The organism is Kitasatospora sp. NPDC059722, from assembly GCF_042733235.1.
Lineage (GTDB): Bacteria > Actinomycetota > Actinomycetes > Streptomycetales > Streptomycetaceae > Kitasatospora.
In genome coordinates this window covers 50,464-70,397 of sequence record NZ_JBHWGD010000017.1, presented here as the reverse complement: position 1 = coordinate 70,397, position 19,934 = coordinate 50,464, and the positions used below count along the sequence as shown (strand labels likewise).

General features: G+C 75.7%; 22 protein-coding genes. 5 read left to right on the top strand and 17 right to left on the bottom strand.

The annotated features are described in order from the left end of the window. Window positions 1-128 precede the first annotated feature (128 nt). The 3 genes from ACFV4F_RS14125 to ACFV4F_RS14115 form a co-directional block, all read right to left on the bottom strand. Window positions 129-905 (bottom strand): PE-PPE domain-containing protein, encoded by a 777-nt coding sequence (locus ACFV4F_RS14125; protein WP_380502340.1) that lies wholly within the window; start codon window positions 903-905, stop codon window positions 129-131. A 423-nt stretch (window positions 906-1,328) separates the two neighbouring features. Then, entirely contained in the window at window positions 1,329-2,321 is a 993-nt protein-coding gene (locus ACFV4F_RS14120; RefSeq protein WP_380502338.1) for an aldo/keto reductase, read from the bottom strand. Window positions 2,322-2,362: 41 nt separating this feature from the next. Further along, entirely contained in the window at window positions 2,363-3,955 is a 1,593-nt protein-coding gene (locus tag ACFV4F_RS14115) for a PTS transporter subunit EIIC (RefSeq protein ID WP_380502336.1), read from the bottom strand. A gap of 54 nt (window positions 3,956-4,009) precedes the next feature. On the opposite strand from ACFV4F_RS14115, the gene ACFV4F_RS14110 reads away from it, so the two are divergent. After that, window positions 4,010-5,815 (top strand): beta-galactosidase family protein, encoded by a 1,806-nt coding sequence (locus ACFV4F_RS14110; RefSeq protein WP_380502334.1) that lies wholly within the window; start codon window positions 4,010-4,012, stop codon window positions 5,813-5,815. Window positions 5,816-5,870: 55 nt separating this feature from the next. Here ACFV4F_RS14110 and ACFV4F_RS14105 read toward each other — a convergent pair whose 3' ends face one another. The 10 genes from ACFV4F_RS14105 to ACFV4F_RS14060 form a co-directional block, all read right to left on the bottom strand. Beyond that, the gene (locus tag ACFV4F_RS14105; RefSeq protein WP_380502332.1) at window positions 5,871-6,602 is read right to left on the bottom strand and encodes a hypothetical protein; all 732 of its coding nucleotides are present in this window, start codon (window positions 6,600-6,602) and stop codon (window positions 5,871-5,873) included. A 30-nt stretch (window positions 6,603-6,632) separates the two neighbouring features. Further along, window positions 6,633-7,085: a hypothetical protein gene (locus ACFV4F_RS14100; RefSeq protein ID WP_380502449.1), complete on the bottom strand. Its 453-nt coding sequence runs from the start codon at window positions 7,083-7,085 to the stop codon at window positions 6,633-6,635. Window positions 7,086-7,408: 323 nt separating this feature from the next. After that, a complete protein-coding gene (locus tag ACFV4F_RS14095; RefSeq protein ID WP_380502330.1) occupies window positions 7,409-8,215 on the bottom strand; it encodes a DUF4253 domain-containing protein in 807 nt (268 codons plus the stop codon). Between the two features lie 82 nt (window positions 8,216-8,297). After that, on the bottom strand, window positions 8,298-8,684 hold the full coding sequence (locus tag ACFV4F_RS14090) for a hypothetical protein (RefSeq protein WP_380502328.1): 387 nt from the start codon (window positions 8,682-8,684) through the stop codon (window positions 8,298-8,300). Between the two features lie 42 nt (window positions 8,685-8,726). Next, a complete protein-coding gene (locus tag ACFV4F_RS14085) occupies window positions 8,727-9,449 on the bottom strand; it encodes a helix-turn-helix transcriptional regulator (protein WP_380497869.1) in 723 nt (240 codons plus the stop codon). Window positions 9,450-9,474: 25 nt separating this feature from the next. Further along, window positions 9,475-10,455, bottom strand: a complete 981-nt coding sequence (locus ACFV4F_RS14080) for an alpha/beta hydrolase (RefSeq protein WP_380502326.1) — start codon at window positions 10,453-10,455, stop codon at window positions 9,475-9,477. Between the two features lie 135 nt (window positions 10,456-10,590). Then, complete coding sequence (locus ACFV4F_RS14075) at window positions 10,591-10,827, bottom strand: hypothetical protein (protein WP_380502324.1); 237 nt, start codon at window positions 10,825-10,827, stop codon at window positions 10,591-10,593. Beyond that, a complete protein-coding gene (locus ACFV4F_RS14070; RefSeq protein ID WP_380502322.1) occupies window positions 10,824-11,174 on the bottom strand; it encodes a hypothetical protein in 351 nt (116 codons plus the stop codon). Before ACFV4F_RS14070 ends, ACFV4F_RS14075 begins: the two co-directional genes overlap by 4 nt. Before the next feature lie 137 nt (window positions 11,175-11,311). Beyond that, complete coding sequence (locus tag ACFV4F_RS14065) at window positions 11,312-11,824, bottom strand: hypothetical protein (RefSeq protein ID WP_380441282.1); 513 nt, start codon at window positions 11,822-11,824, stop codon at window positions 11,312-11,314. A 158-nt stretch (window positions 11,825-11,982) separates the two neighbouring features. Then, entirely contained in the window at window positions 11,983-12,648 is a 666-nt protein-coding gene (locus tag ACFV4F_RS14060) for a PH domain-containing protein (RefSeq protein ID WP_380502320.1), read from the bottom strand. 185 nt (window positions 12,649-12,833) lie between these two features. Here ACFV4F_RS14060 and ACFV4F_RS14055 point away from each other — a divergent pair, with 185 nt between their 5' ends. The 3 genes from ACFV4F_RS14055 (at window position 12,834) to ACFV4F_RS14045 (ending at window position 15,457) form a co-directional block, all read left to right on the top strand. Further along, window positions 12,834-13,280, top strand: coding sequence for an XRE family transcriptional regulator (locus ACFV4F_RS14055; protein ID WP_329924585.1), 447 nt, complete (start codon window positions 12,834-12,836; stop codon window positions 13,278-13,280). A 282-nt stretch (window positions 13,281-13,562) separates the two neighbouring features. Beyond that, entirely contained in the window at window positions 13,563-14,162 is a 600-nt protein-coding gene (locus ACFV4F_RS14050) for a ParH-like protein (protein WP_380502318.1), read from the top strand. Further along, entirely contained in the window at window positions 14,159-15,457 is a 1,299-nt protein-coding gene (locus ACFV4F_RS14045; protein ID WP_380502316.1) for an MAB_1171c family putative transporter, read from the top strand. Before ACFV4F_RS14050 ends, ACFV4F_RS14045 begins: the two co-directional genes overlap by 4 nt. 223 nt (window positions 15,458-15,680) lie before the next feature. Here the strand turns inward: ACFV4F_RS14045 and ACFV4F_RS14040 are convergent, their stop codons facing one another. The 4 genes from ACFV4F_RS14040 to ACFV4F_RS14025 all read right to left on the bottom strand — a co-directional run bounded on the left by ACFV4F_RS14040 (window position 15,681) and on the right by ACFV4F_RS14025 (window position 18,547). Further along, the gene (locus ACFV4F_RS14040; RefSeq protein WP_380502315.1) at window positions 15,681-16,103 is read right to left on the bottom strand and encodes a hypothetical protein; all 423 of its coding nucleotides are present in this window, start codon (window positions 16,101-16,103) and stop codon (window positions 15,681-15,683) included. A 78-nt stretch (window positions 16,104-16,181) separates the two neighbouring features. Continuing rightward, a complete protein-coding gene (locus ACFV4F_RS14035; protein ID WP_380502313.1) occupies window positions 16,182-16,934 on the bottom strand; it encodes a helix-turn-helix domain-containing protein in 753 nt (250 codons plus the stop codon). A gap of 39 nt (window positions 16,935-16,973) precedes the next feature. Continuing rightward, window positions 16,974-17,270: a hypothetical protein gene (locus ACFV4F_RS14030; RefSeq protein ID WP_380502311.1), complete on the bottom strand. Its 297-nt coding sequence runs from the start codon at window positions 17,268-17,270 to the stop codon at window positions 16,974-16,976. A 476-nt stretch (window positions 17,271-17,746) separates the two neighbouring features. Beyond that, complete coding sequence (locus ACFV4F_RS14025; protein ID WP_380441268.1) at window positions 17,747-18,547, bottom strand: hypothetical protein; 801 nt, start codon at window positions 18,545-18,547, stop codon at window positions 17,747-17,749. A 121-nt stretch (window positions 18,548-18,668) separates the two neighbouring features. On the opposite strand from ACFV4F_RS14025, the gene ACFV4F_RS14020 reads away from it, so the two are divergent. Continuing rightward, window positions 18,669-19,280: a hypothetical protein gene (locus ACFV4F_RS14020; RefSeq protein WP_380502309.1), complete on the top strand. Its 612-nt coding sequence runs from the start codon at window positions 18,669-18,671 to the stop codon at window positions 19,278-19,280. Window positions 19,281-19,934 lie beyond the last annotated feature (654 nt).

The window sequence follows — 19,934 nt, the reverse complement described above, 5'->3', positions numbered from 1 at the left end:
GGGGGGGGCCGCGGCGCCCCCCCCCCCGGGGCGGCCCCCGGTTCTCCCCCGTTGCTCCCCCGTTGCTCCCCCGTTGCTCCCCCGTCTCCCCCGTTGTTCCCCCGTGGCTCTCCGCCCCCGTTATCCGGTCAGGCGCCGGCCGGGTACCACTTGGTGCCGTTGCCGCCGGTGTTGGCGAGGGTGTCGACGATGATGCTCCCGGGGTAGCGCGGGTGCTGCGCGAGGAAGCCGCTGAAGGAGTCCAGGGACGTCGCGTCGCAGACGCCGTCGGTCTTGATGCAGAAGCGCTGGACCGGCATGCCGCCGGGGAAGTTCTCCGGGCCGGTGCCCGGGGAGTACGCCACGAACGGGATCAGGGTGCCCTGCGGGACGAGGTGCCAGAAGCCGGTGCCGGGCTGCATCGGGTCGGCGTAGAGCATGCCGTCGACCTGCTCGCGGGGCACGGCGGTGCCGTTGTTGGCGATGGTCTGGAGCAGCAGGTCGCCGACCCAGGCGCCCTGCGAGTAGCCGGCGATGGTGAAGCGGGCGGTGGGGTCGGCCTTGTAGGCCTTCTCCAGGGCCGCCTTGGCGTTCCAGTAGCCCGCGTTGACGCTGTCGCCGAAGCTCGGCTCGAACGGGGCCGGCAGCTGGTTCTGGCCGCCGATGAACGGGCCGCCGCTGGCCGGGTAGCAGACCGGGATCGCGGTGCTGCCGGCCGGCAGGTGCTGGTTGGCGAGGTCGAAGGTGTACGTGCAGCGGGGTGCCGCCAGGGCCGTCCCGGTGCCGCCGAGCTCGATGTAGTAGTGGTGCGGCTGCGCGGTGTCGGCGTGCGCGGCGGTGGGCACGACGGCGGCGCCGGTGAGCGCGAGCGCCGTCGTCGCGAGGACGGCCTTGAGGCGGCGGGCGAGGCTGGCACGCATGGTCATGTGGGGTCGGCTCCCTCTGGTCGGGTGGGGTGCCGCGTCGGGTGCGGCGACCTGTGGCCATCGTGTTGTCCGGGCGCCGCGGGGAACCAGGACGGGCACCGGCCATATCTGGCCGGTGCCCGGAATGCCTGGTCAGGGGCTGTTTTTTGACGCCGTCATAGCGGGTGCGGACATCGGGGGAGCCGGTCGGCCCCGACCGCTCGGGACCTCACGACCACGCCAGCCCCGCACGCGCCCGCCAGTACTCCCCCGCCGGCCCCGCCAGCGGCGCGAGGGCCACAGCCCGCCCACACCCCCGACCGCTCAGTTCCTCACGACCACGCCAGCCCCGCGCGCGCCCGCCAGTACTCCCCCGCCGGCCCCGCCAGCGGCGCGAGGGCCGCGAGGTCCGCAGCCCGCCCACACCCCCGACCCCTCAGTGCCTCACGACCACGCCAGCCCCGCGCGCGCCCGCCAGTACTCCCCCGCCGGCCCCGCCAGCGGTGCGAGGGCCGCGAGGTCGTCCGGGGTGAGGGGGTGGGCGACGGCGGTGAGGTTGGAGGCGAGCTGGGCTGGGGTGGCGGCGCCGGACAGGACGAGGCCGGCCCAGGGCTGGGCGGCGGCCGCGGCCAGGGCCAGGGCGTCGCAGGTGGCGCCGGTGCGGGCGGCGAGGGCGCGCAGGGCGGCGGTGTCGGGGCCGGTGGCGTTGCGGTCGGCGAGGCGGCCGTTGGCCATCGCCTCCTTGACGACCACGAGCCAGCCCGCGTCGTGGGCCTCGGCCAGGGCGGGGGCGGCGGAGGTCTCCAGCAGGTTCCAGGTGGACTGGACGGCGGCGAACAGCGGCTGCCCGTCGACCGTCACGGCGAGGGCGGCGCGGATCGCGGCGGCCTGGTCGGGGCCGCTGGTGGACAGGCCCACCCGCACGCCGTCGGCGGCGAGTCCGGCCAGGCGCCCGTGCAGGGCGGGGTCGGTGAGGGCGGGGCTGTCGGGAGTGACGGAGTGGACGAGGTAGACGTCCGGGTGGCGCCCGAGCAGGGCCCTGGTCTCCTTGACCTGACGGTCGAACACCGCCGTCGAGTGCTCCTTGACCTCGTGCGCGGCCACCCCGGAGGTGCGCCAGCCGGCCGTGTAGGTGTAGCCCCACTTGCTGCCCACCACCGTGTCGGCCGCCTCCCGGGGGTGCTCGGCCAGCCACTGCGCGACGAACTCCTCGGCGCGCCCGTAGGAGCGGGCCGTGTCGACGTACCGCACCCCGGCGGCGTACGCGGCGTCCAGCAGCTCGTGGGTGCGCCGGCGCAGCGCCTCGACGCTGCGCCCGGCGGGCAGGTCGGCGTCGCGCCCGAGGTTGATGTACCCCGGGCGGCCGACGGCGGCGGTGCCCAGGCCGAACCTGGTGACCGGCGCACCGGCGGGCGGGGTGGGCACGGCGGCACTCATGGCGGTACTCCTCGAAGATCGTCCGGTCGTCGTCACGGACCCTATCCGGCCGGGGCGCCTTCGGCCGGGGCCCCGCCTGCCCCGCCTGCCCTGTCTGGCCCGCCCGACCCGCCCGTCCCGCCTGCCCCGTCCGCCGGGGCGTTGAGGGCGGTGAGCATCGCCGGGGTGAAGCCGAAGGCGTAGGTGGCGGCGCAGGCGGCGAGCGCGGCGGTGAGCCAGCCGCCGGTGTAGACGAGGACGGCGGGGCCGATGCCGTGGCTGCCGTCGAGCAGGGGCAGCAGGACGAGGCCGGAGGGGCCGATCGCGGTGGAGCCGGTGGTCAGGCCGAGCTGGGCGAACGTGCCGACGACGGCGCCGCCGACCGCGGCCCCGATCCCGGCGGTGACGAAGGGTCGCACCAGCGGCAGCGTGACGCCGTAGATGACGGGCTCGGCGACCCCCAGGACGCACGTGGGCAGCGCGGACCTGATGACCCGGCGCAGCGAGGGGTTGTGGCGGGCGCGCAGGTAGACGGCGACGGCGGCGCCGGCCTGGCCGCCGCCGGCCATGGCGAGGATGGGGTAGAGCGCGCTGTAGCCCTGGTGCTCGATGAGGGTGGTGTGGATGGGGATGAGGGCCTGGTGGAGGCCGAACATGACGAGGGTGCCGAAGGTGCCGCCGAGGAGGACCCCGGCGCCGGCGCCGGCGTGGGCGAGGAGCCAGGTGGCGCCGTTGCCGATGCCGTCGGCGAGGAGGCCGGCGAGCGGCATCAGGAGGAGCAGGGCGGTCAGGCCGGACAGGGCGAGGGCGGTGGTGGGCACGAGCAGCATCTGCAGGGCGTCGGGCACCCATCGGCGGGCCCAGTGTTCGAGCGCGGCGCACAGGGCGGCGGCGGCGAGGGCCCCGAGGACGCCGCCCTGGCCGGGCTTGAGGTGGCCGAAGGGGGTGTGGGTGATGGCGGCGACGCCCGGGTAGACGACGATGCCGGCGACCGCGCCGCCGAGGACGGGGGTGCCGCCGAACTCCTTGGCGGTGTTGTAGCCGACGAAGACGGCGATCAGGGACATGAAGCCCTGGGAGAGCGCGGTGGTGACGGGGACGATGCCGGTCAGGGCGGCGGTGTGGGTGGACAGGGCGAGGGAGTTGAGGGTGGCGCCGAGGCCGGCGATGACGCCGCAGGCGATGAGGGCGGGGATGAGGGGGACGAAGATGTCGGCGATGCGGCGCAGGAGCAGTTTGCCGGGGGTGGCGTTGTGGCGTGTGCGGGCGTCCTTGAGGGCTGCTCCCCTAGCGGCGAGGGCGTCGGCGTCCGCCGCCGCCGGGGCGGCGGTGGCCGCTGCTGGGACGTCGGCGTCCGCTGCTGGGGCGGCGGTGGCCACGAGCTGCTCGAACGCCTGCGCGACGCGGTCGACGGCCGCCGGTCCCAGAACGATCTGGTAGGTGCCGTCCACGACGACCCCGAGCACCGCCGGGTGGTCCTTGATCCGCTGGGTGCGCGCGAGGCCCGGGTCGGCCAGGCCCAGGCGCAGGCGGCTGATGCAGTGGGCGGTGGAGGTGACGTTGGCGGCCCCGCCGACGAGGGCGAGGAGGTCACGGGCGGTGCCGGTGTGCGTGTCCGTCATGAAGATCTGATTGCCCGCGCGCGGCCTGGGCATACCGATCATCGTCCGTACGCACCCGGCCGCCCGTTCCCTGCGAAAGGCCCCCGCATGCTCGACTTCGACGCCTCCGGATTCCTGCGCGACGGCGCGCCGCACCGCATCGTCTCCGGCGCCCTGCACTACTTCCGCGTCCACCCCGACCAGTGGGAGGACCGGCTGCGCCGGCTGCGGGCGCTGGGCGTCAACACCGTCGACACCTACGTCCCCTGGAACTTCCACGAACTCCCCACCGGCGAGGTGGACTTCACCGGCTGGCGGGACGTCGCCCGGTTCGCCCGCGCCGCGCAGGCCCTGGGCCTGGACGTGATCCTGCGCCCCGGCCCGTACATCTGCGCCGAATGGGACTTCGGCGGCCTGCCCGCCCGCCTGCTCGCCGTCGACGGCCTGCGGCTGCGCTGCTCGGAGCCCGCCTACCTCGCGGAGGTGGACGGCTGGTTCGACGCCGTCGTGCCCGAGATCCTGCCGCTGCTGGCGAGCCGGGGCGGGCCGGTGGTCGCGGTGCAGGTGGAGAACGAGTACGGCAGCTACGGGCGCGACTGCGCCTACCTGCGCCACCTGCGCGACGGCCTGGTGCGCCGCGGCGTGGACTGCCTGCTGTTCACCGCCGACGGCGCCCACGACACCATGCAGCAGGGCGGCACCATCCCCGGCCACCTCGCCACCGCGACCTTCGGCTCCCGCGCGCCCGAACGCCTCGCCGCGCTGCGCCGCCACCAGGCGTCCGCCCTGCCCGGGCCGCTGACGGCGATGGAGTTCTGGATCGGCTGGTTCGACCGCCTCGGCGAGCCGCACCACGTGCGCGACCCCAAGGAGAGCGCCGCCTCCCTCGACGAACTCCTCGCCACCGGTGCCTCCGTCAACCTCTACATGGCCCACGGCGGCACCAACTTCGGCCTGTGGGCGGGCGCCAACCACAGCGGCGCCCACCCCTGCGACGCCGGGTTCGAGCCCACCTCCACCAGCTACGACTACGACGCGCCGATCGGCGAGGCGGGCGAGCTCACCGAGAAGTTCCACGCGCTGCGGGAGGTCATCGGCCGCTACGTGCCCCTGCCGGAGGGCGAACTGCCCGCCCCGCCACCGCGCCTGGCCCCGCGCCGCCTGGAGCGGGCCACGGGCCGGGCCCGGCTCCTCACGGCCCTGGACTCGCTGTCGGCGCCGGTACGGCGGGCCTGCCCCGAACCGATGGAACGCCTCGGCCAGGCCCGCGGCCTCGTCCACTACCGCACCCGCGTGCCCGGACCGCGCCCCGAACTGCCGCTGCGCATCGACGGACTCGCCGACCGCGCCCACGTCTTCGCCGACGGGCGCCCGCTCGGCGTCCTGGACCGCAACAGCCCCCGGGCGACGCTGCCCCTGGCCACCGGGCCCGGCGGCGCCGTCCTCGACATCCTGGTCGAGGCCCTGGGGCGGGTGAACTACGGCCCCAACATGGACGACCGCAAGGGCATCACGCGGGGCGTCGCGCACGACGGCCAGCTGCTCTTCGAGTGGGAGATCCGGCCGCTGCCGCTGGACGACCTCGCCGCCCTCCGCCTGGAGGAGCCGGCGGCGGTGGCGCTCACCGACGGCGACCCCGCGTTCCACCGCTTCGAGACCGACGTCGACGCCCCCGCCGACGCCTTCGTCGCCCTGCCCGGCTGGGGCCGCGGCCTGCTGTGGCTCAACGGCTTCCTGCTGGGCCGCCACACCGCCGAGGGCCCCCAGCGCACCCTCTACGCCCCGGCCCCGCTGTGGCGTCCGGGCCGCAACGAACTCCTCGTCCTCGAACTCGACCGCCACGGCGAAGCCCTCGAAGTCCGCGACCACCCCGACCTCGGCCCCACCGCCCAGGCCCCGAGCAGCGAGTACTGACCGCAGCCGCGCGGGAGGTCGGCGGGGCCGACTTCCCGCGCGGCTGGACGGGCGCTCAGGAGCACTCCCAGAAGAAGCGGCCTTCGCGGTGGTCGGGGCTGACGAAGCCGAAGCCGTAGCCGTAGCCGAAGTTGAGGAAGTACGGATCGTCCTCGCCCTCGCCGGCATCGCTGATCTTGAAGAGGAACTGCCAGGGGGAGTCGACGCGCGCGTAGAGGTTGGGGTAGCAGGCGGTGCCGCCGACGTAGTCGTGCAGGTCCTCGCCGCCGGGCATCTCGACATCGGGCCCCTCGCCCCGCAGGCTCCGCTCGAACGCCGCCTGGTCGTCGATCGAGCGATCGATCGCGGGGGCGACCGGCTGCAGGTCGACGTGCCACTCGACCGGGATCTCGGATTCGTCCGGACCCCAGCGCCAGAGCGTCCGGCCCTGCGTGCCCGGCGGCCCGATGACGGCGAAGGACGGGATGCGGCCGCCGGGCTGCACCAGCAGGACGGCGTCGCCGGCCTCCGGGTCGATCCCTCCCATGATGACGCCTTCCTCGTCGAGGAAGAGGTAGGCCAGGCGTAGTTCGTCCCCGGGGATCGGGAACTGCCCGATGAACACCAGGGGCCGCCCGCTGGACGGGTCCACCGGCCAGGCGGGCTCGGCCAGCCACACGGGCTGCCCGCCGAGCTTGGCCACCGGCTCGCGGATCGGCTGCTCGGCGGCTCTGAGGGTCATCTGCCGGCGCGGCAGGAAGGCGGCGTCGTACGGCCCCTCCGCCTGCCCAGTGGGACGCGTGATCATGAACGGGACCTTAGGCCATGCCACCGACTCCTACCGTCCTGCGGGTCCGGTGGTCGCGGCGGGCGCGGCTTGCGCAGCGGTCGCGGCTTGTGCGGCGGTCGCGGCTTGTGCGGCGGCTGCCGCCTCCAGCAGGGACCAGCCGTCGAGCTCCGCCGCCCGCTCACTGGGGTGCCACCCCCGGGCCGCGGCCTCGTCGAGCAGGGCCCGGACGGCGCCCGGTTCGTGCAGGTTCAGCGAGCCGCCCCGCACGAACCCCACGTCCCCGGACCCCAGCGGGGCCCCGCCCACGTACCGGCCCGGGCCCTCCGTGAAGACGATCCGCAGCGGGCCGCCAGTGCCGGCCGGCTGAGGGTGCAGGGTGACGGTCGCACAGCAGTCCGCCCGCCCGCCGTCGCCGGGCGCGCGGTGGCTGTGGCGCAGCGTCCACAGGTACGCGCGCCCGTCGGCGACCAGGCGGCGGGGATTCCTCGGATGACGGGGCACGCAGCCGAGCGTACGCGCCCCCGGCGGGGACCAAGCTCCGATGCCGGGTGGAGCGAGCATCACCTGGCCGGGACGGCCGGGGTGCAGAGTCATCCCGGCCATGGCGGGGTCGACGTCCGCTACGACGAACTGACCCTGCTGCTGGCGTCGCACCGTCAGGTGCCGGCGGGCGCACGGCGGCTCGTGGGTGAGCTGCGGTTCGTTGCCGGTGCCCGCTACCGGGTCGACGGGCCCGACTACTGGTTCCGGTGGCGCCCCGCCATTGGTCGTCAGGCGCCGCCCCCGGCGTAGGAAGTCGGGCATGCCGACTTCCTACGCGATGCTCAGTCCCACCAGAACATCCACTCGTGCGAGCCCACGAGCAGGTCGGCGTAGGCGGTGAGGCTGCCGGTGCCCTGGAAGACCTGGTCGGGGCAGAGTGCCACGTGTTCGGCGGCCACCCGCAGGGCCGCTTCCCGTGTCGTGGGCGGGTTGGGGACGCTCAGTTCCAGGGTGTCGAAGCCCGCGCGGACGACGCGTATGCCGAAGCGGTGTTCCCAGTCGGCGAGGACGGCCGCGATCCGGCCGGTGCCGGCGTGGTTGGCCGGGCCCGTCCAGCCGCAGGCGGCCAGGGCCGCCGCACCGCCGGGGGCCGCGACCAGGCCGATCCGCAGGTTCGGCGCGCTCTCCAGGACCGAGGCGCGGATGCGGGCGCACTCGTCGGCGTCGGCGGCCGGGACCGGGGTCGAGGGCGCCGCACCGGGCCAGGTACGGCCGAACGGAGCCAGGACCGCGCCGAGTTCCTCTTCCTCGTCCTCTCCATCGTCCTCGTCCTCTCCCTCTTCCGGGCCCAGGCCGTCCCACCAGGTGCGCAGGAGCTCGTGCGGGTCGTGCCGGGCGGGGTCGGTCACGGCGGGCGGGCTCAGTTCGCCCGACAGCCAGGGGCGGAAGTCCGCCGAGCGGTCGAGCGGGGCGAGCAGCAGCGGCCACAGTCCGGTGCGCGGGTGGGCGCGGTGCAGCGTCTCCCACAGCCCGGGCGCCGGCGCGGCGTCGCCGACCCACATCGCGGGCACCTCGTCGGCGCCGACGACGCGGCCCGGCGGCAGATCGGGGCAGTCGGCGAGGAGACGGCGCAGGTCGACGTGGTTCATGCGGCTCACCCTAGGCGCGGGCACCGACAACGGGGCGAGCCGGCCGACCCGCGCCCGTGCCCCGGGGCTGCGGGGCCGTCCGTCAGCGGATGACGCAGATCTCCGGCATCGGCAGGCGCCACTCCCCCGGCATGTCGGCGAGGACCCGGCGGGCCAGGTCCCGGGCTTCGCCCCAACCGGGATCGGTCTCCAGGGCGTCCATGCTCCACCGGTCCGTGTTCCCCGCACCGCTCATCCCGGCGAAGACCGCGTCGATCGCCCGCAGGTCGGGAAGTACCGCAGGGCTGACGCCGTCGTCCTCGGTCAGGCCCCCGACCATGCGGAAGGCGTGGTCAAAGTCCAGGGCGATCTCGTCCGTCACGACACCGTGCCCGTCGATCCAGGCACACTGCGCCGAGGGGTCGGCCGCCACCACGGTCAGCGACTCGACGAGCAGTCGCCTGCCAAACGCAGCACCGGGGTTCCTCATCAGAGGATGGTCGCACGCTCCGCCACCGGGCGAAGGCGGCCCTCACTGCCCCGACCGCAGCGGGTCCAGGGCCGCCGGGGGGAGTGCGCCGGCGGCGGCGGAGCCGGCCAGGAGGTCGGCCAGGGCGTGGGGCGGGGCCGGTTCGGCGGTGGGGGTGGCGGCGGTGATGCGGTCGAGGCGGAAGCCGCGGCCGGCGTGGCGGGTGCGGCACCAGGCGATGAGGTACCAGTTGCCGCCGGCGGTGAGCAGTCCGGCGGGTTCCACCTCGCGTTCGGTGGTCCTGCCGGCCGCGTCGGCGTAGGACAGCCGCAGCACGGTGGCGTCTGTGAGGGCCCGTTCGACGGCGGTGCGGACCGGTTGTCCGGTGCGGGCGGCGGGCAGGGCGACGATGCGGGCGGCGAGGTCGCGGGCGGCGGTCGCGGCGGGGCCGGTGATGGTGGCGGCGAGCTTCTGGGAGGCGGTGCGGGCGGCGCCGGCGTAGGGGGCGCCGGGGTCGGCGGCGGCGAGGGCGGCGACCAGGGCGGAGGCCTCGTCGGTGGTGAAGCGGATCGGGGGCAGGGTCATGGCCCGGTCGATCGACCAGCCGCCGCCGCGTCCGGTGGTGGCGCGCACGGGGACGCCGGCGTCCATGAGGGCCTGGAGGTCGCGTTGCACGGTGCGGGTGCTGATCTCGAACCGGGCGGCGAGCGCCGCGACCGTCAGGGGTCGCGGCGCCGCGGCGCGCAGTTCTTCGACGAGTGCGTAGAGGCGCGGGGTGCGGTTCACGGCGCCGACGCTACCGTCGGGGCCGTCACGCACCGGCCAGGAAGTCGCGCTCGCGCTGCTGTTCGCGTTCGGTGATGGTGAGCGGGAACAGGGTGAAGCCGTGCATCGCGCCGGCGACGACGCCGAGGTGGGCAGGTGCGCCGGCGGCCTGCCAGCGGGTGGCGAGGAAGAGCGAGTCGTCGAGGAGGGGGTCCTCGGTGCCGACGACGATGCGGGCGGGCGGCAGGCCGGTGAGGTCGGCGAAGAGCGGGGAGATGCCCGGGTCGCGGCGCCGTTCGGCGTCCAGGCCGGGGGTGCAGAGCTCGTAACTTCCTCGGAGGGATTCGGTGTTGCTGAGCAGTTGCCGGGAGCCGAAGAGGCGCTGGCTGGAGGTCATCGACAGGTCGTACGGGCCGTAGACCAGGTTGGCGGCGCGGAACGCGCCGGTGACGCCGTGGCGGTCGCGCAGGCGCAGCAGGGTCAGGACGCTCAGGTGGGCGCCGGCGGATTCGCCGCCGATCATCAGGCGCCGGGTGCCGAACTCGGTCTCGGCGTGGTCGACGAGCCAGCGGGCGGCGGTTTCGCAGTCGTCGGGTCCGGCGGGGAAGGGGTGTTCGGGGGCGAGGCGGTAGTCGACGCTGAGGACGGCGAGGCGGGTGTGCCGGGCGAGGTTCCACAGCCGTTCGTCCTGGCCGTCGGCGGAGCCGAACGCCCAGGCGCCGCCGTGGATGTGGAGGTAGACGCCGTCGACGTGCTCGGGGACGAACGCCCGCACGCCGACCCCGCCAGGGAGGATCCGCTCCTGCGCCTGCGGCAGTCGCACGGGCGGGGTGTCGCCGCCGAGGCGGTTGGCGCGCAGGCGGGCGAGGGTGGCGGCGTCGGGGGTGGTGGAGCGGGAGGGGCGGGTCGCGGCGGCGGCCTCGAACTGGGCGTTGAAGGCGTGGGTCTCGGCGAGGCAGTCCTCGTCGGTGAGAGCGGTGAGAGCGGGGGTGGTGGCAGTCGTCGTGGTCATCGCGGTGATCGTCATGCGTCGATGGTCGCGACCGTCCGCGACAACAGCATGTCACCCTTTCCGGGTGGCCTGCGTCACATTTCCGCGGTGCCGTCAAGGCAGGCGGATCCAGGCGTCCCGGGCGGACTTGCGCAAAGGAGTCCAGGGCCATCAGGCGACAGGTGGGGTCACCTGGCAGATCGCCACGAGTTCCAGACGGGGAACCACGTAGTAGGTCATGAAGCAGCCGGCAACGTCCAGGTGGCGCATGGGCTCACCGCCGCCCTCGTCGCCGGCACCGTCCAGGTAGACGAGTTCGGCAGCCCGGTGCTCCACGGCAGCGACGTCCGCGGGCGCACCGCCGATCACCCGCTCCTCGCTGGGGAGATACTCCCGGCTCCAGGTCATCCGGTCACCGCCGCGTAGGCGGTCCGGTAGATCTCGGCGACCTCGATGGCGCGCCTACGGCACTCGGCGACGGTTCCTGCGTGGTTGGCGAGGTAGTTCGCCCGGTGGTAGGCCTGCGAGGTCCCCGGGAACCGCTCGATCTCGACGACGGCGGCCCAGTGGTCCACGAAATTGCGAAGCGGCTGGACGCTGCCGGAGTCGATGGCCTCGGCCATCGCCCGGCTCTGCCCCTCGACCATCTCCTGCAGCCGGTCCGCGGCAACCACCGCCAGAGCGGCCTTGAGCGCGGCCGGGGTCTTCTCCGGGCGCGGGACTACCTCACCCCCGTTGGGTGCGGGCTGACTCACGGCCGGCTCCTCTCCCTCGGGTGTGAGGCTACTCGACGGACGCACCCATCGGCTGCGGCCCGAGGTGCTCCGGGGACGGCGCCGTCCTGCCGGCGGGAGGGGGGTGCGGCCGGTGCCGCGGAGCCGGGCGAGGGTGGCTATCCCCAGGGCTGCGGGCGGCCGTGTCCGTCGGCGGCGGCGGCCGGTTTGGCGGGGGTCTGGGCCGGGCGGCCGGCGGAGGGCCCGTACGTGGGGGCGGAGGACGTGGTGCGGATCGCCCGCGGGGTGGCGGGGATGGCGGGCGTCATGGGGGTGCCGTGCAGGCGGGGCGTGCGCAGGGTCGTGGTGGGCTGCTCCAGGCGCAGCACGAAGTTGGCGTAGTCCAGGGGCTTGCCGGGGAAGTGGCGGTCGCTGCTGGTGAGCAGCCGGCCGCGCAGTCCGGCGTGGTCGGTGAGCGGGCCGGGGGTGGTGCGCACGTTGGGTTCCCAGGTGCGGCCCCAGGCCAGGTGTTCCAGGGCGAGCGTCCAGGTGTCCTCGTCGACTTCCAGGGTGGCGCCGGGGCGGCCGGGGATGACGCGGGTGCCGTGGGGGCCGCGGACGACGGCGCGCTGTTCGAAGTCGGCGTCGCGGGTGAGGACGGTGATGCGCCACGCGCCGTGGAAGGTGAGCATGACGGCAGCCCCCTGGCCTCTCGCGCGCCGCGGGCCGGCGCGCTCCTGCCTGCGTCAACGGGCGCGGGCGGGCGCCGCGTTCAGCGGCGGCAGGTTCACCGGTGGCACGTTCAGCGGCGGCACGTTCAGCGGCGGCGGCATGTTCAGCGGCGTCGCGTTCAGTGGCGGCCCAGCGGGGGCCGGCCGTGGGCGGAGAGGACGAGGGCGGCGTAGTGGGGGGCGTCGAGGCGTACCCCGTGGCGGTCGAGGAGGGTGAACAGGTCGGCGAGTTCGGGCGGTTCGGTGCCGCGCGGGCGGCGGTCGCAGGTGGTGGGGAGGGTACCGAGGGCCGGTCCGCAGCCTGTGCGGCGGGTGGTGGCCAGGCGCAGGCGCAGCGCGAGGCGGGGGGCGGCGCTCTCGGAGTCCTCGCCGAAGTCCATTTCGAGGCCGGTGACGTCCTGCCAGCGGTAGCGGCGGCTCAGCAGGATGCGGGTGAGGGTGAGTCCCTGCTCGTCGGCGCGCAGCCGGAAGGTGCGGGGGGCGGCCAGCGCGACGGCGAGGGCGGCGGCGGTGACGAGTAGCAGGGACGGGGGTACGCCGAGGCGGTCGACGGTGCCGCTCTCGGCGAGGACGATGGCCAGCAGCAGACCGGTGAGGGTGCCGAGGGCCCAGCCCGCTCCGCGCCACAGGAAGCCGAGGCGGACGGTCGCCGTGCCGTTCGGGCCGTCGGTGGCGGCCGCGTGCGGGCGGCTGGTGCGCGGGCCGGTGGCGCGGCCGTTACGCGGGCCGGTGCCCGCGGGGTCGTCGGCGGGGTTGTCGGCGGTGTTGTGCGCGGCGTTGTTCACGAACCTCCCGGGGCCGGCGGTCAGTCGGCCAGGATGGCACCCGCCGCTCCACCGGTCAACTGGCATGGAAGAGTTGGCGCACCGCATCCACCCGGGCTCATCCCCTTGAGCTATGGTGATCGCGCAGGGTCTCCTCCGTTCACCCAGGCTGCGGCGCGGAGGTCACGGGCGGGAGAGGGGTTGCCATGGCGGAATCGCCCCGCGAGGACGGGCCGGTCGAGACGTCGGGGCTCGCGGCCAGGATCGAGGCGCTGTTCCAGACGGTCCGCCGGCCGGACCGCGAGCAGTACACCAACGAGGAGGTCGCCCGGGCCTGCCGCGAGGCGACCGGGGAGTCCTTCTCCACCACCTACCTGTGGCAGCTGCGCACCGGGCGCCGGGACAACCCGACCAAGCGTCACCTGGAGGCGCTCGCCCACTTCTTCCAGGTGCCGCCCGCCTACTTCTTCGACGAGCGCCAGGGCGCCGAGATCGCCAAGGAGCTCGCCCTGCTCGGCGCGCTGCGCGACGCGGGCGTGCGCAGCCTCGCGCTGCGGGCGGTCAACCTCTCGCCGGAGGGGCTGGACACGGTCAGCGAGCTGATCGACGTCATCGCCCGCCGGGACTCCGCCCGCCGCCCGGCCTCGTCGTGACGCGTCCCTGAAGGTCTCGCCCCGGCGGGCCCCGGGCGTCGGGCGGCGGGCGTCTTCGGGACGAGTCCGTGACGAAGTCCGCGGAACCCCCGGGAGACGTCCGGGCGACTCGACTCATGCGGGGACGAGTCACGGCGACGGACCGGGGCCGCACCCGGGGGCGCGGGGCGCGGCCGCCGACGGCGGGCCGCGGGGAACGACCGGCCGGGGGCCGGAGGGCGAGGAGGACACACCGTGCGGGGTGCGTGGGGTTACCGGTCGGTACTGCGGCGGTGTCGGCGGATGGCGCAGGAGCTGGACCTGCCGGCGCCGTTCGACCCCGCCGTGCTCCTGGACCGGCTCGCCGGCCGGCGCGGGCGGCCCATCGAGCTGGTGCCGGTCGCCGCGCGCCCGAACCTGCCGTGCGGGCTGCTGGTGTCCACGGCGGAGGCGGACTACATCCTGTACGCGGCGGACACCAGCCCGCTGCACCGCCGGCACATCCTGGTGCACGAGATCGCGCACCTGCTGTTCGACCACGCCGGTTCGGCGCCGATCACGCCGGTGTCCTCGCAGGCGCTGCTGCCGCACCTGTCCCCCGCGCTGGTCCAGCGGGTGCTGGGGCGCACCGGGTACGACGAGCCGCAGGAGCGCGAGGCGGAGCTGCTGGCGTCGCTGATCCTCAGCCGGGCGGCGAAGGCCGACGCGGCGGCGGCCCGCCCGGGCTCGACGCCGGGGCTGGACACGCTGCTGTCGGCGCCGCCGCCCTCCGGCGCCGGCCCCGGCTTACGCGCTGGCTTCCGTACTGGCTTCGACGCCGGTTCCGGGGGCGGTTCCGAGGGCGGGGGCAGGGACGGGGGCGGGGGCAGGGACGGGGACGGGGGCGGGGGCGGGCGGCCGTGAGCGAGCTCGCGCTCTACCCCGTCGCCGCGTTCTTCGCCCTCAACGCCTACCACCTGGCGCGCAGCACCCGCGCCGCCCGCAACGCGCGCAGCCCGCGCGACGGCGCCCGTGGCGGGTGGGCCGGGCTGGGCGCCTCCACCCGCTACACCTGCTACTGCACCGCCTTCCTCGGCGCGGCCCTGCTGCTGCTCGCGCCGCCCACCGTCACCGGCGCGGCGCGGCTGCTGAGCCTGGCGGGCCTGCTCGCCTCCCCCGCGCTGCTGCCCGTCCTGCTCGGCGACGCCCTGCACCTGTGCGCGACCGGCGCGATCGCCCTGCTCACCGTCGCGCTGGCCTCCGGCGAGCCCGCCCGGACCGCCGTGCGGCGCCAACTCGGCGTCCTGGGAACGGTCCTGGCGCTGTGCGCGGTGCTCATCACGGCCGCCGGCCCGGACGTGACCACCGGCGACCTCACCGTCGCCCCCGCCGGACGGCCCTACCTGGCCGCGTACAACGGGCTGCGCACCCTGTACATCGCGTACTGCCTCACCGCGCTGCTGCGCCAGGTCGCCCGCCGGGCGCGCGCCACCGCCCGCGGGCACCGGCGCACCGGGCTGCACCTGCTCACCCTCGGACTGGCCGTGGGCCTGGTCTGGGACGCCTGGGGCATCGACGACGTCGTGGACGCGGCCACCAGCGGCGCCCAGAGCGCGGGCGAGGACAGTGCCTCCGCCGTTCTCGGGCTGCTGTGCGCGGCGCTGCTGGCCGCGGGCCTGTCGACCACGCTGTGGCCGGCCGTGCTGACGCCCGTCCGCGGGTGGCTGCGGGCCCACCGGCGCTACCGGGCGCTGACCCCGCTGTGGACCGAACTGCACACCGTGCTGCCGCAGATCGCGCTCGTGCCCGCCCACCGGCTGCTGCCCCGGCGGCTGCTGCCGCCGCGCGACCCGCAGTTCGCCCTGTACCGGCGGATCATCGAGATCCACGACGCGCGCCTGATCCTGCGCCACCACCTCGACCCGCGCACCCCGCAGTGGCTCACCGCCGCCGCCCGCCGCTTCCCGCCGCCCGCCGCCCTCGTCGCGGCGACCGCGGAGGCGGCCGCGCTGGCCGCCGCCCTGGAACGGGCGGCCGCCGGCGCCCTGCCCACCCCTGCCGCCCCGCTGGCCGTCCCGCCCGCCGAACCGCCGTGCGCCGCCCTGGAGTCGGAGGCCGACCGCCTCGTCGACCTCGCCCGCGTCTACGCCACCTCCCCGGCCGTCGCGGCCGTGCGCACGTACGCCCGCACGGCGCGGCCGAACGCCCCGCTGCCGTAGCCGTCGCGCCGATCACGGCGGCGGCCGGGGGGTGTGGCACCTGTTTCGCCGTCGCCACCGGAACGGACCGCCACGGACCGCCACGGACCGGACCAACGCGCCGTGCCTGCGGCGGAGTTGTCGGGCACCCGCCCCTCACCCCGGCCTCCGCGCCGACGCCAGCGAACGCAACCGGACGTGCACGGCGGCCAGTTCGGCACCCCCGGCCCCGACCCCACCCACCTCACCCCGGCCTCCGCGCCGACGCCAGCGAACGCAACCGGACGTGCACGGCGGCCGGTTCGGTGCCCGTGAGGGCGGCGATCCGGTCGGCGGGCAGGTCGAGGGCGAGGTGGAGCAGCAGGACGTCCTGCTGGGGTGCGGTGAGGTGGGCGACGGGGCCGAGCGTGCGGGGGCCGGCCAGGGTGCAGACGCGGTCGCGGACCGCCTGCCAGGCGCAGGCTGCCGGGCTCGCGGTGGCGAGGGCCTCCAGCCAGCGCCCGGCGAGGTCCTCGAAGGCGCTCTGGACGGCGAGTTGGGCCTCGGCCGGGGAGAGCAGCAGGGCGGCGTAGGCGAGGTAGTGCCGGCGGTGGAGGTCGTGCAGCGCCCACAGGCCCAGGGCGGGCGCGGGGACGGTGACGGCGGCGGGAGTGCGTCGTATTGGCATGAGTGTTCCCGTGGTGGCGCGGGCGGGTCGGGCCCGCGGCCGGGGGTTCCTGGTGGGTGTCCCGGCCGCGGGCCCCGGTCACACGAGCACCGGCGGGCTGTCCCCGGTGTCCTCGGCCCGGTCCGCGGCGTGGCTGTTGCGCAGCGTGACCCACAGCTTGAGCAGGTTCTCGGTGGAGATGCCGCCGCTGGAGTTGCGCATGGCGCGGGTGAACTCCCGCTGGTAGGTGCGGGGGTTGACGGAGACCGGGGTGCGGGCGATGGCCGCCCGGTCCCAGGCCGTCGCCCACAGTTCCCGGCGGGTCTCGCGGACCCCGCAGACCTCCATGTAGGTTCGGAACACCGACTTGTGCAGCGGCGCCTCGCCCTTGAGGACCAGGGCCAGGGTGCTGGAGGGCAGGCGCGCGCCCCTGGCCCGGGCCCGGCGGTCCAGTTCCTCCAGGGGCGGCCAGTCGGCCTTGCGCCGCATCTCGTGCATCGCGCGGCGCAGGTCGGCGAAGGAGTCGACCTGTTCGGGGTGCAGGGGTCTGGGCGCCCTGCGGCGCTGGGGGCCCGACGGGCGCGGCACGTGCGCCCAGTAGTTGGCCTGCGCCCATTTGCGGCGGGCGGCCTTGGGGTCCCCGCCGCATTCGCGGGCGAAGGCCTCGACGACCGTCCAGTTGGGCACGGTCCGCCCGCCGGCGGCCCGTTGCAGGGTGGTGGGGTGGTAGTTGGTGCGGGCGGCGAGCTGTCGGTACGTCAGCCCGGCCCGTTCGCGCTGCTCGCGCAGCCACGCGGCCAGCCGGCCCAGTGCCGGGTCACTCGCCGCGACCGGTTTCTCTCTGCGTCCCATCGCGGGGGTCTCTCGCAGACGTTTCTCGCGAGCGTTTCTCTAGGCCCGCTCCCGCCGGAGCCTGAGTCCCAGCAGCAGCCCGCCGGTGGCCAGTTCGAGCGCGGCCTGGGCCGACAGGCCGGCCTCCACCAGGACGGCCGCCACGGCGACGACCACGGTCACGACCACCACGATCACGACCGTCTCGACGGGTCCGGGCCCCCACGGCCGCCGGGGCCGCCAGGGGCGCCGTACGGACTGCCGTACGGACCGCCGCACGGTCTGCCGCGGGCGCGGCGGGGTGGCGGCGTCGGCGACGCATCGGGCCGGGGTGCGCTTCTTCCGTTTCCTCGTCATCGACGAGACCTCCTATAGCACTGTCACTCCAACAGCCGGACGTCTTCCCGTGGTTGGCGTCACCGGAAGGGCCCGTGCGAGGTAACACTCTGTCAGGCGTATGGGTGATTCCCAATCGGTTCGGTGAACGTCGCGCAGATTGATGCGACCGCGTCCCGCCCCCTGCCCGCAGTCCCGGACGATCTCGGTCACGAACGCGCAGGCCGAAGTGTTGAAACCGATAATTGATGCGCTTTCGTGCAACATCCCCTTGTAGGCCACCCTGGCCGGATGTGACGATTTGCAGCGGCGTCGTCCGGACCCGCGGGTCCGGAGCCCGGGGGCGCTGTTCACTCCAACACATTTCGGGAACACCGGCAGCGGGCCGTGTTGGCGCATGGGCCCGCCCGAGCAGCAGAGACCGCCCGGCCCCGACAGGGGCGAGCGGTCTCTGTGCGTTGTCCGTGGCCCGTTGTCCGTGGTCCGGCAGGTAGGGGTCAGCGCGGGCGGTACCTCCGGTACCGGACGTACAGCACGATGCACGTGATCGCGCCGACCGCGCACACCGGCAGGCTCAGCCCGACCGCCATGATCACGCCGTCACTGACGCCCTGCACGGTCTCCTCGCTGACCATCCCGTTCGCGTCGGTGACCCTGCGGGTGGTGTCCGCGTGGCTCGCGAGGTAGGTGACCATCGCGACGCCCACCGCCAGGAACGCCAGCGCCCCACCCAGGAACCAGCCGCCCGCCTTCTCCTGCCACTCGTCCCCGGCCAGCCGCCGCGCGTCCGGGCTGTGCTGCAGCACGGCCCGGCCCAGGCCGGAGGCCCCGGCGGCGTGCCCGTCGATGTGCAGGCGGGCGCCGCCGTCAAGGGCAAGGCGGCAGCGGTAGTCATTACCCAGCCGGCGGGCAAGGCCCTGGATCCTCGGGGTGCCGGGGATCGTGATCGACACGACCTGGTCCCACTCCCAGCCCACCGCGCCACGCCGCGAGCCGTGGACGAGGCCGCGCTCGCGGACCTCGAAGTACTCCCCCGCCCCGCCCCGCAGTGCGCGCCAGGCCTGCGTCACGGCGACGTACAGCGCGCCCAGGGACAGGCCGATCACCAGCCCGATCACCCGGCCGCCGCGCGAGCGGCCGTCGTCCACGGTGAGCAGCAGCGCCCACAGCCCGAGCCAGCCGGTGGGTACGGCCACCACCAGCGCCCACACGGCGTTGTGCCACCGCGCCCGGGTGTCCACCCGGTGCCGGCTGAGCATCTCGCCGAACAGGTCCGTCATCTCCGCCTCGCCGATCATCCGCACAGTGAAGCACCGCCGCCGCACCCGCTCAAGAGCGGGAGCCCGCTCCCGATCGGTGCCGGTACGGACGAACGCCGCGCCGCGGCAGGGACGTTGGGGATCGGGGATGATCGCGGCCATGGACGAACCCGAGTGCGCCGCGCCCGCCCGTCAACTCGCCGACCGGATACGGGAGGTGCTCGGTGACGGTCCGTTCGCCGCACCCGGCGGCTGGTCCCACATGGGGGCGGTGATCTGTGACGCCGCCTTCCAGGCGCGGCGGCGCTACGAGGCGGTGGTCCGGCCGAGGATCGTACGGCTGCAGGAGAGGTGGCCGGACGCCGCCACCGTGACCGGGTTCCTGGCCCGGCTGGAGCGCGAGGACCTCGCCGCGGCGATGGACTTCGCCAGTCCCGCCCGCGTCGCCGTCGCCCATGCCCTCGCCCGTCTGCTGGCCGCCCACGGCGTCGACACCCGCGCGGACCTGCACGCCTGGCTCGGCGAGCCCGCCCACCGGGCCGCCCTGCGCACCGTGCACGGCGTCGGCCCCAAGACCGCGGACTACCTCGGGGGCCTCGTCGGCCGCCCCGGGGTCGCCGTGGACGTCCACCTGCGCACCTTCGCCGCCGGCGCCGGCCTCACCGACCTGCGCTACGGGCCGCTGCGCACGGCCTACGAGGAGGCCGCCGCCCTGCTCGGGCACGACCCGGGCGCCCTGGAGCACGCGGTGTGGCGCTTCGGGGCGGCGTGAGCGGGCGCCGGGGGGCCGATCGGGCGACGGGCGACGGGCGACGGGCGACGGGCGACGGGCGACGGGCGACGGGCGACGGGCGGGCCTACCGCCCCGGGAGCGCGCGAAGTGCCCCGCCCGCCCCCGCCCCCGCGGCCGGGCCGGGTGGGGCCGGGGGGGGGCGGGGGGGGGGGGGGGGGGGGGGGGCCCCCCCCCCGGGGCGGGGCGCCCCCCCCCCCGCCGCCCCCCGCCCCCCGCGGGGGACGGTGGTCGCCGGTTCTCAGCACTGCGGCCGACGGCCGTGGTTGGCTCCGCGCCTGGCCCGCGCCTTCTTCTTGCGCCGCCTCTTCGATGACATGACACCGTTCCTCTCTCCAGGACCGCCCCCTGCGTCCCACCGTTCCACACCGGCCCGGAACGGGCCTGTCGAGCGCCCGGGGAGGGCGACGGAGGCGGCGGACACCGGAAGGCGGCAGGCACCGGAAGGCGGCAGGCCGGGTGTCCGCGTCGCCGCCCGGCCACGCTGCGCTCGGCTGCGGCTTCGTCCGCGCGGTTCACCCGGACGAGCCCGGGACCCGCCCCGCCCCACCCGCGCCCCCCCAGCGCCACACAGCGCGGGCGCGCGGGGGGGGGGGGGCGCCCGCCGCCGGCGGGGTGGGGCCCCACCCCCGCGAC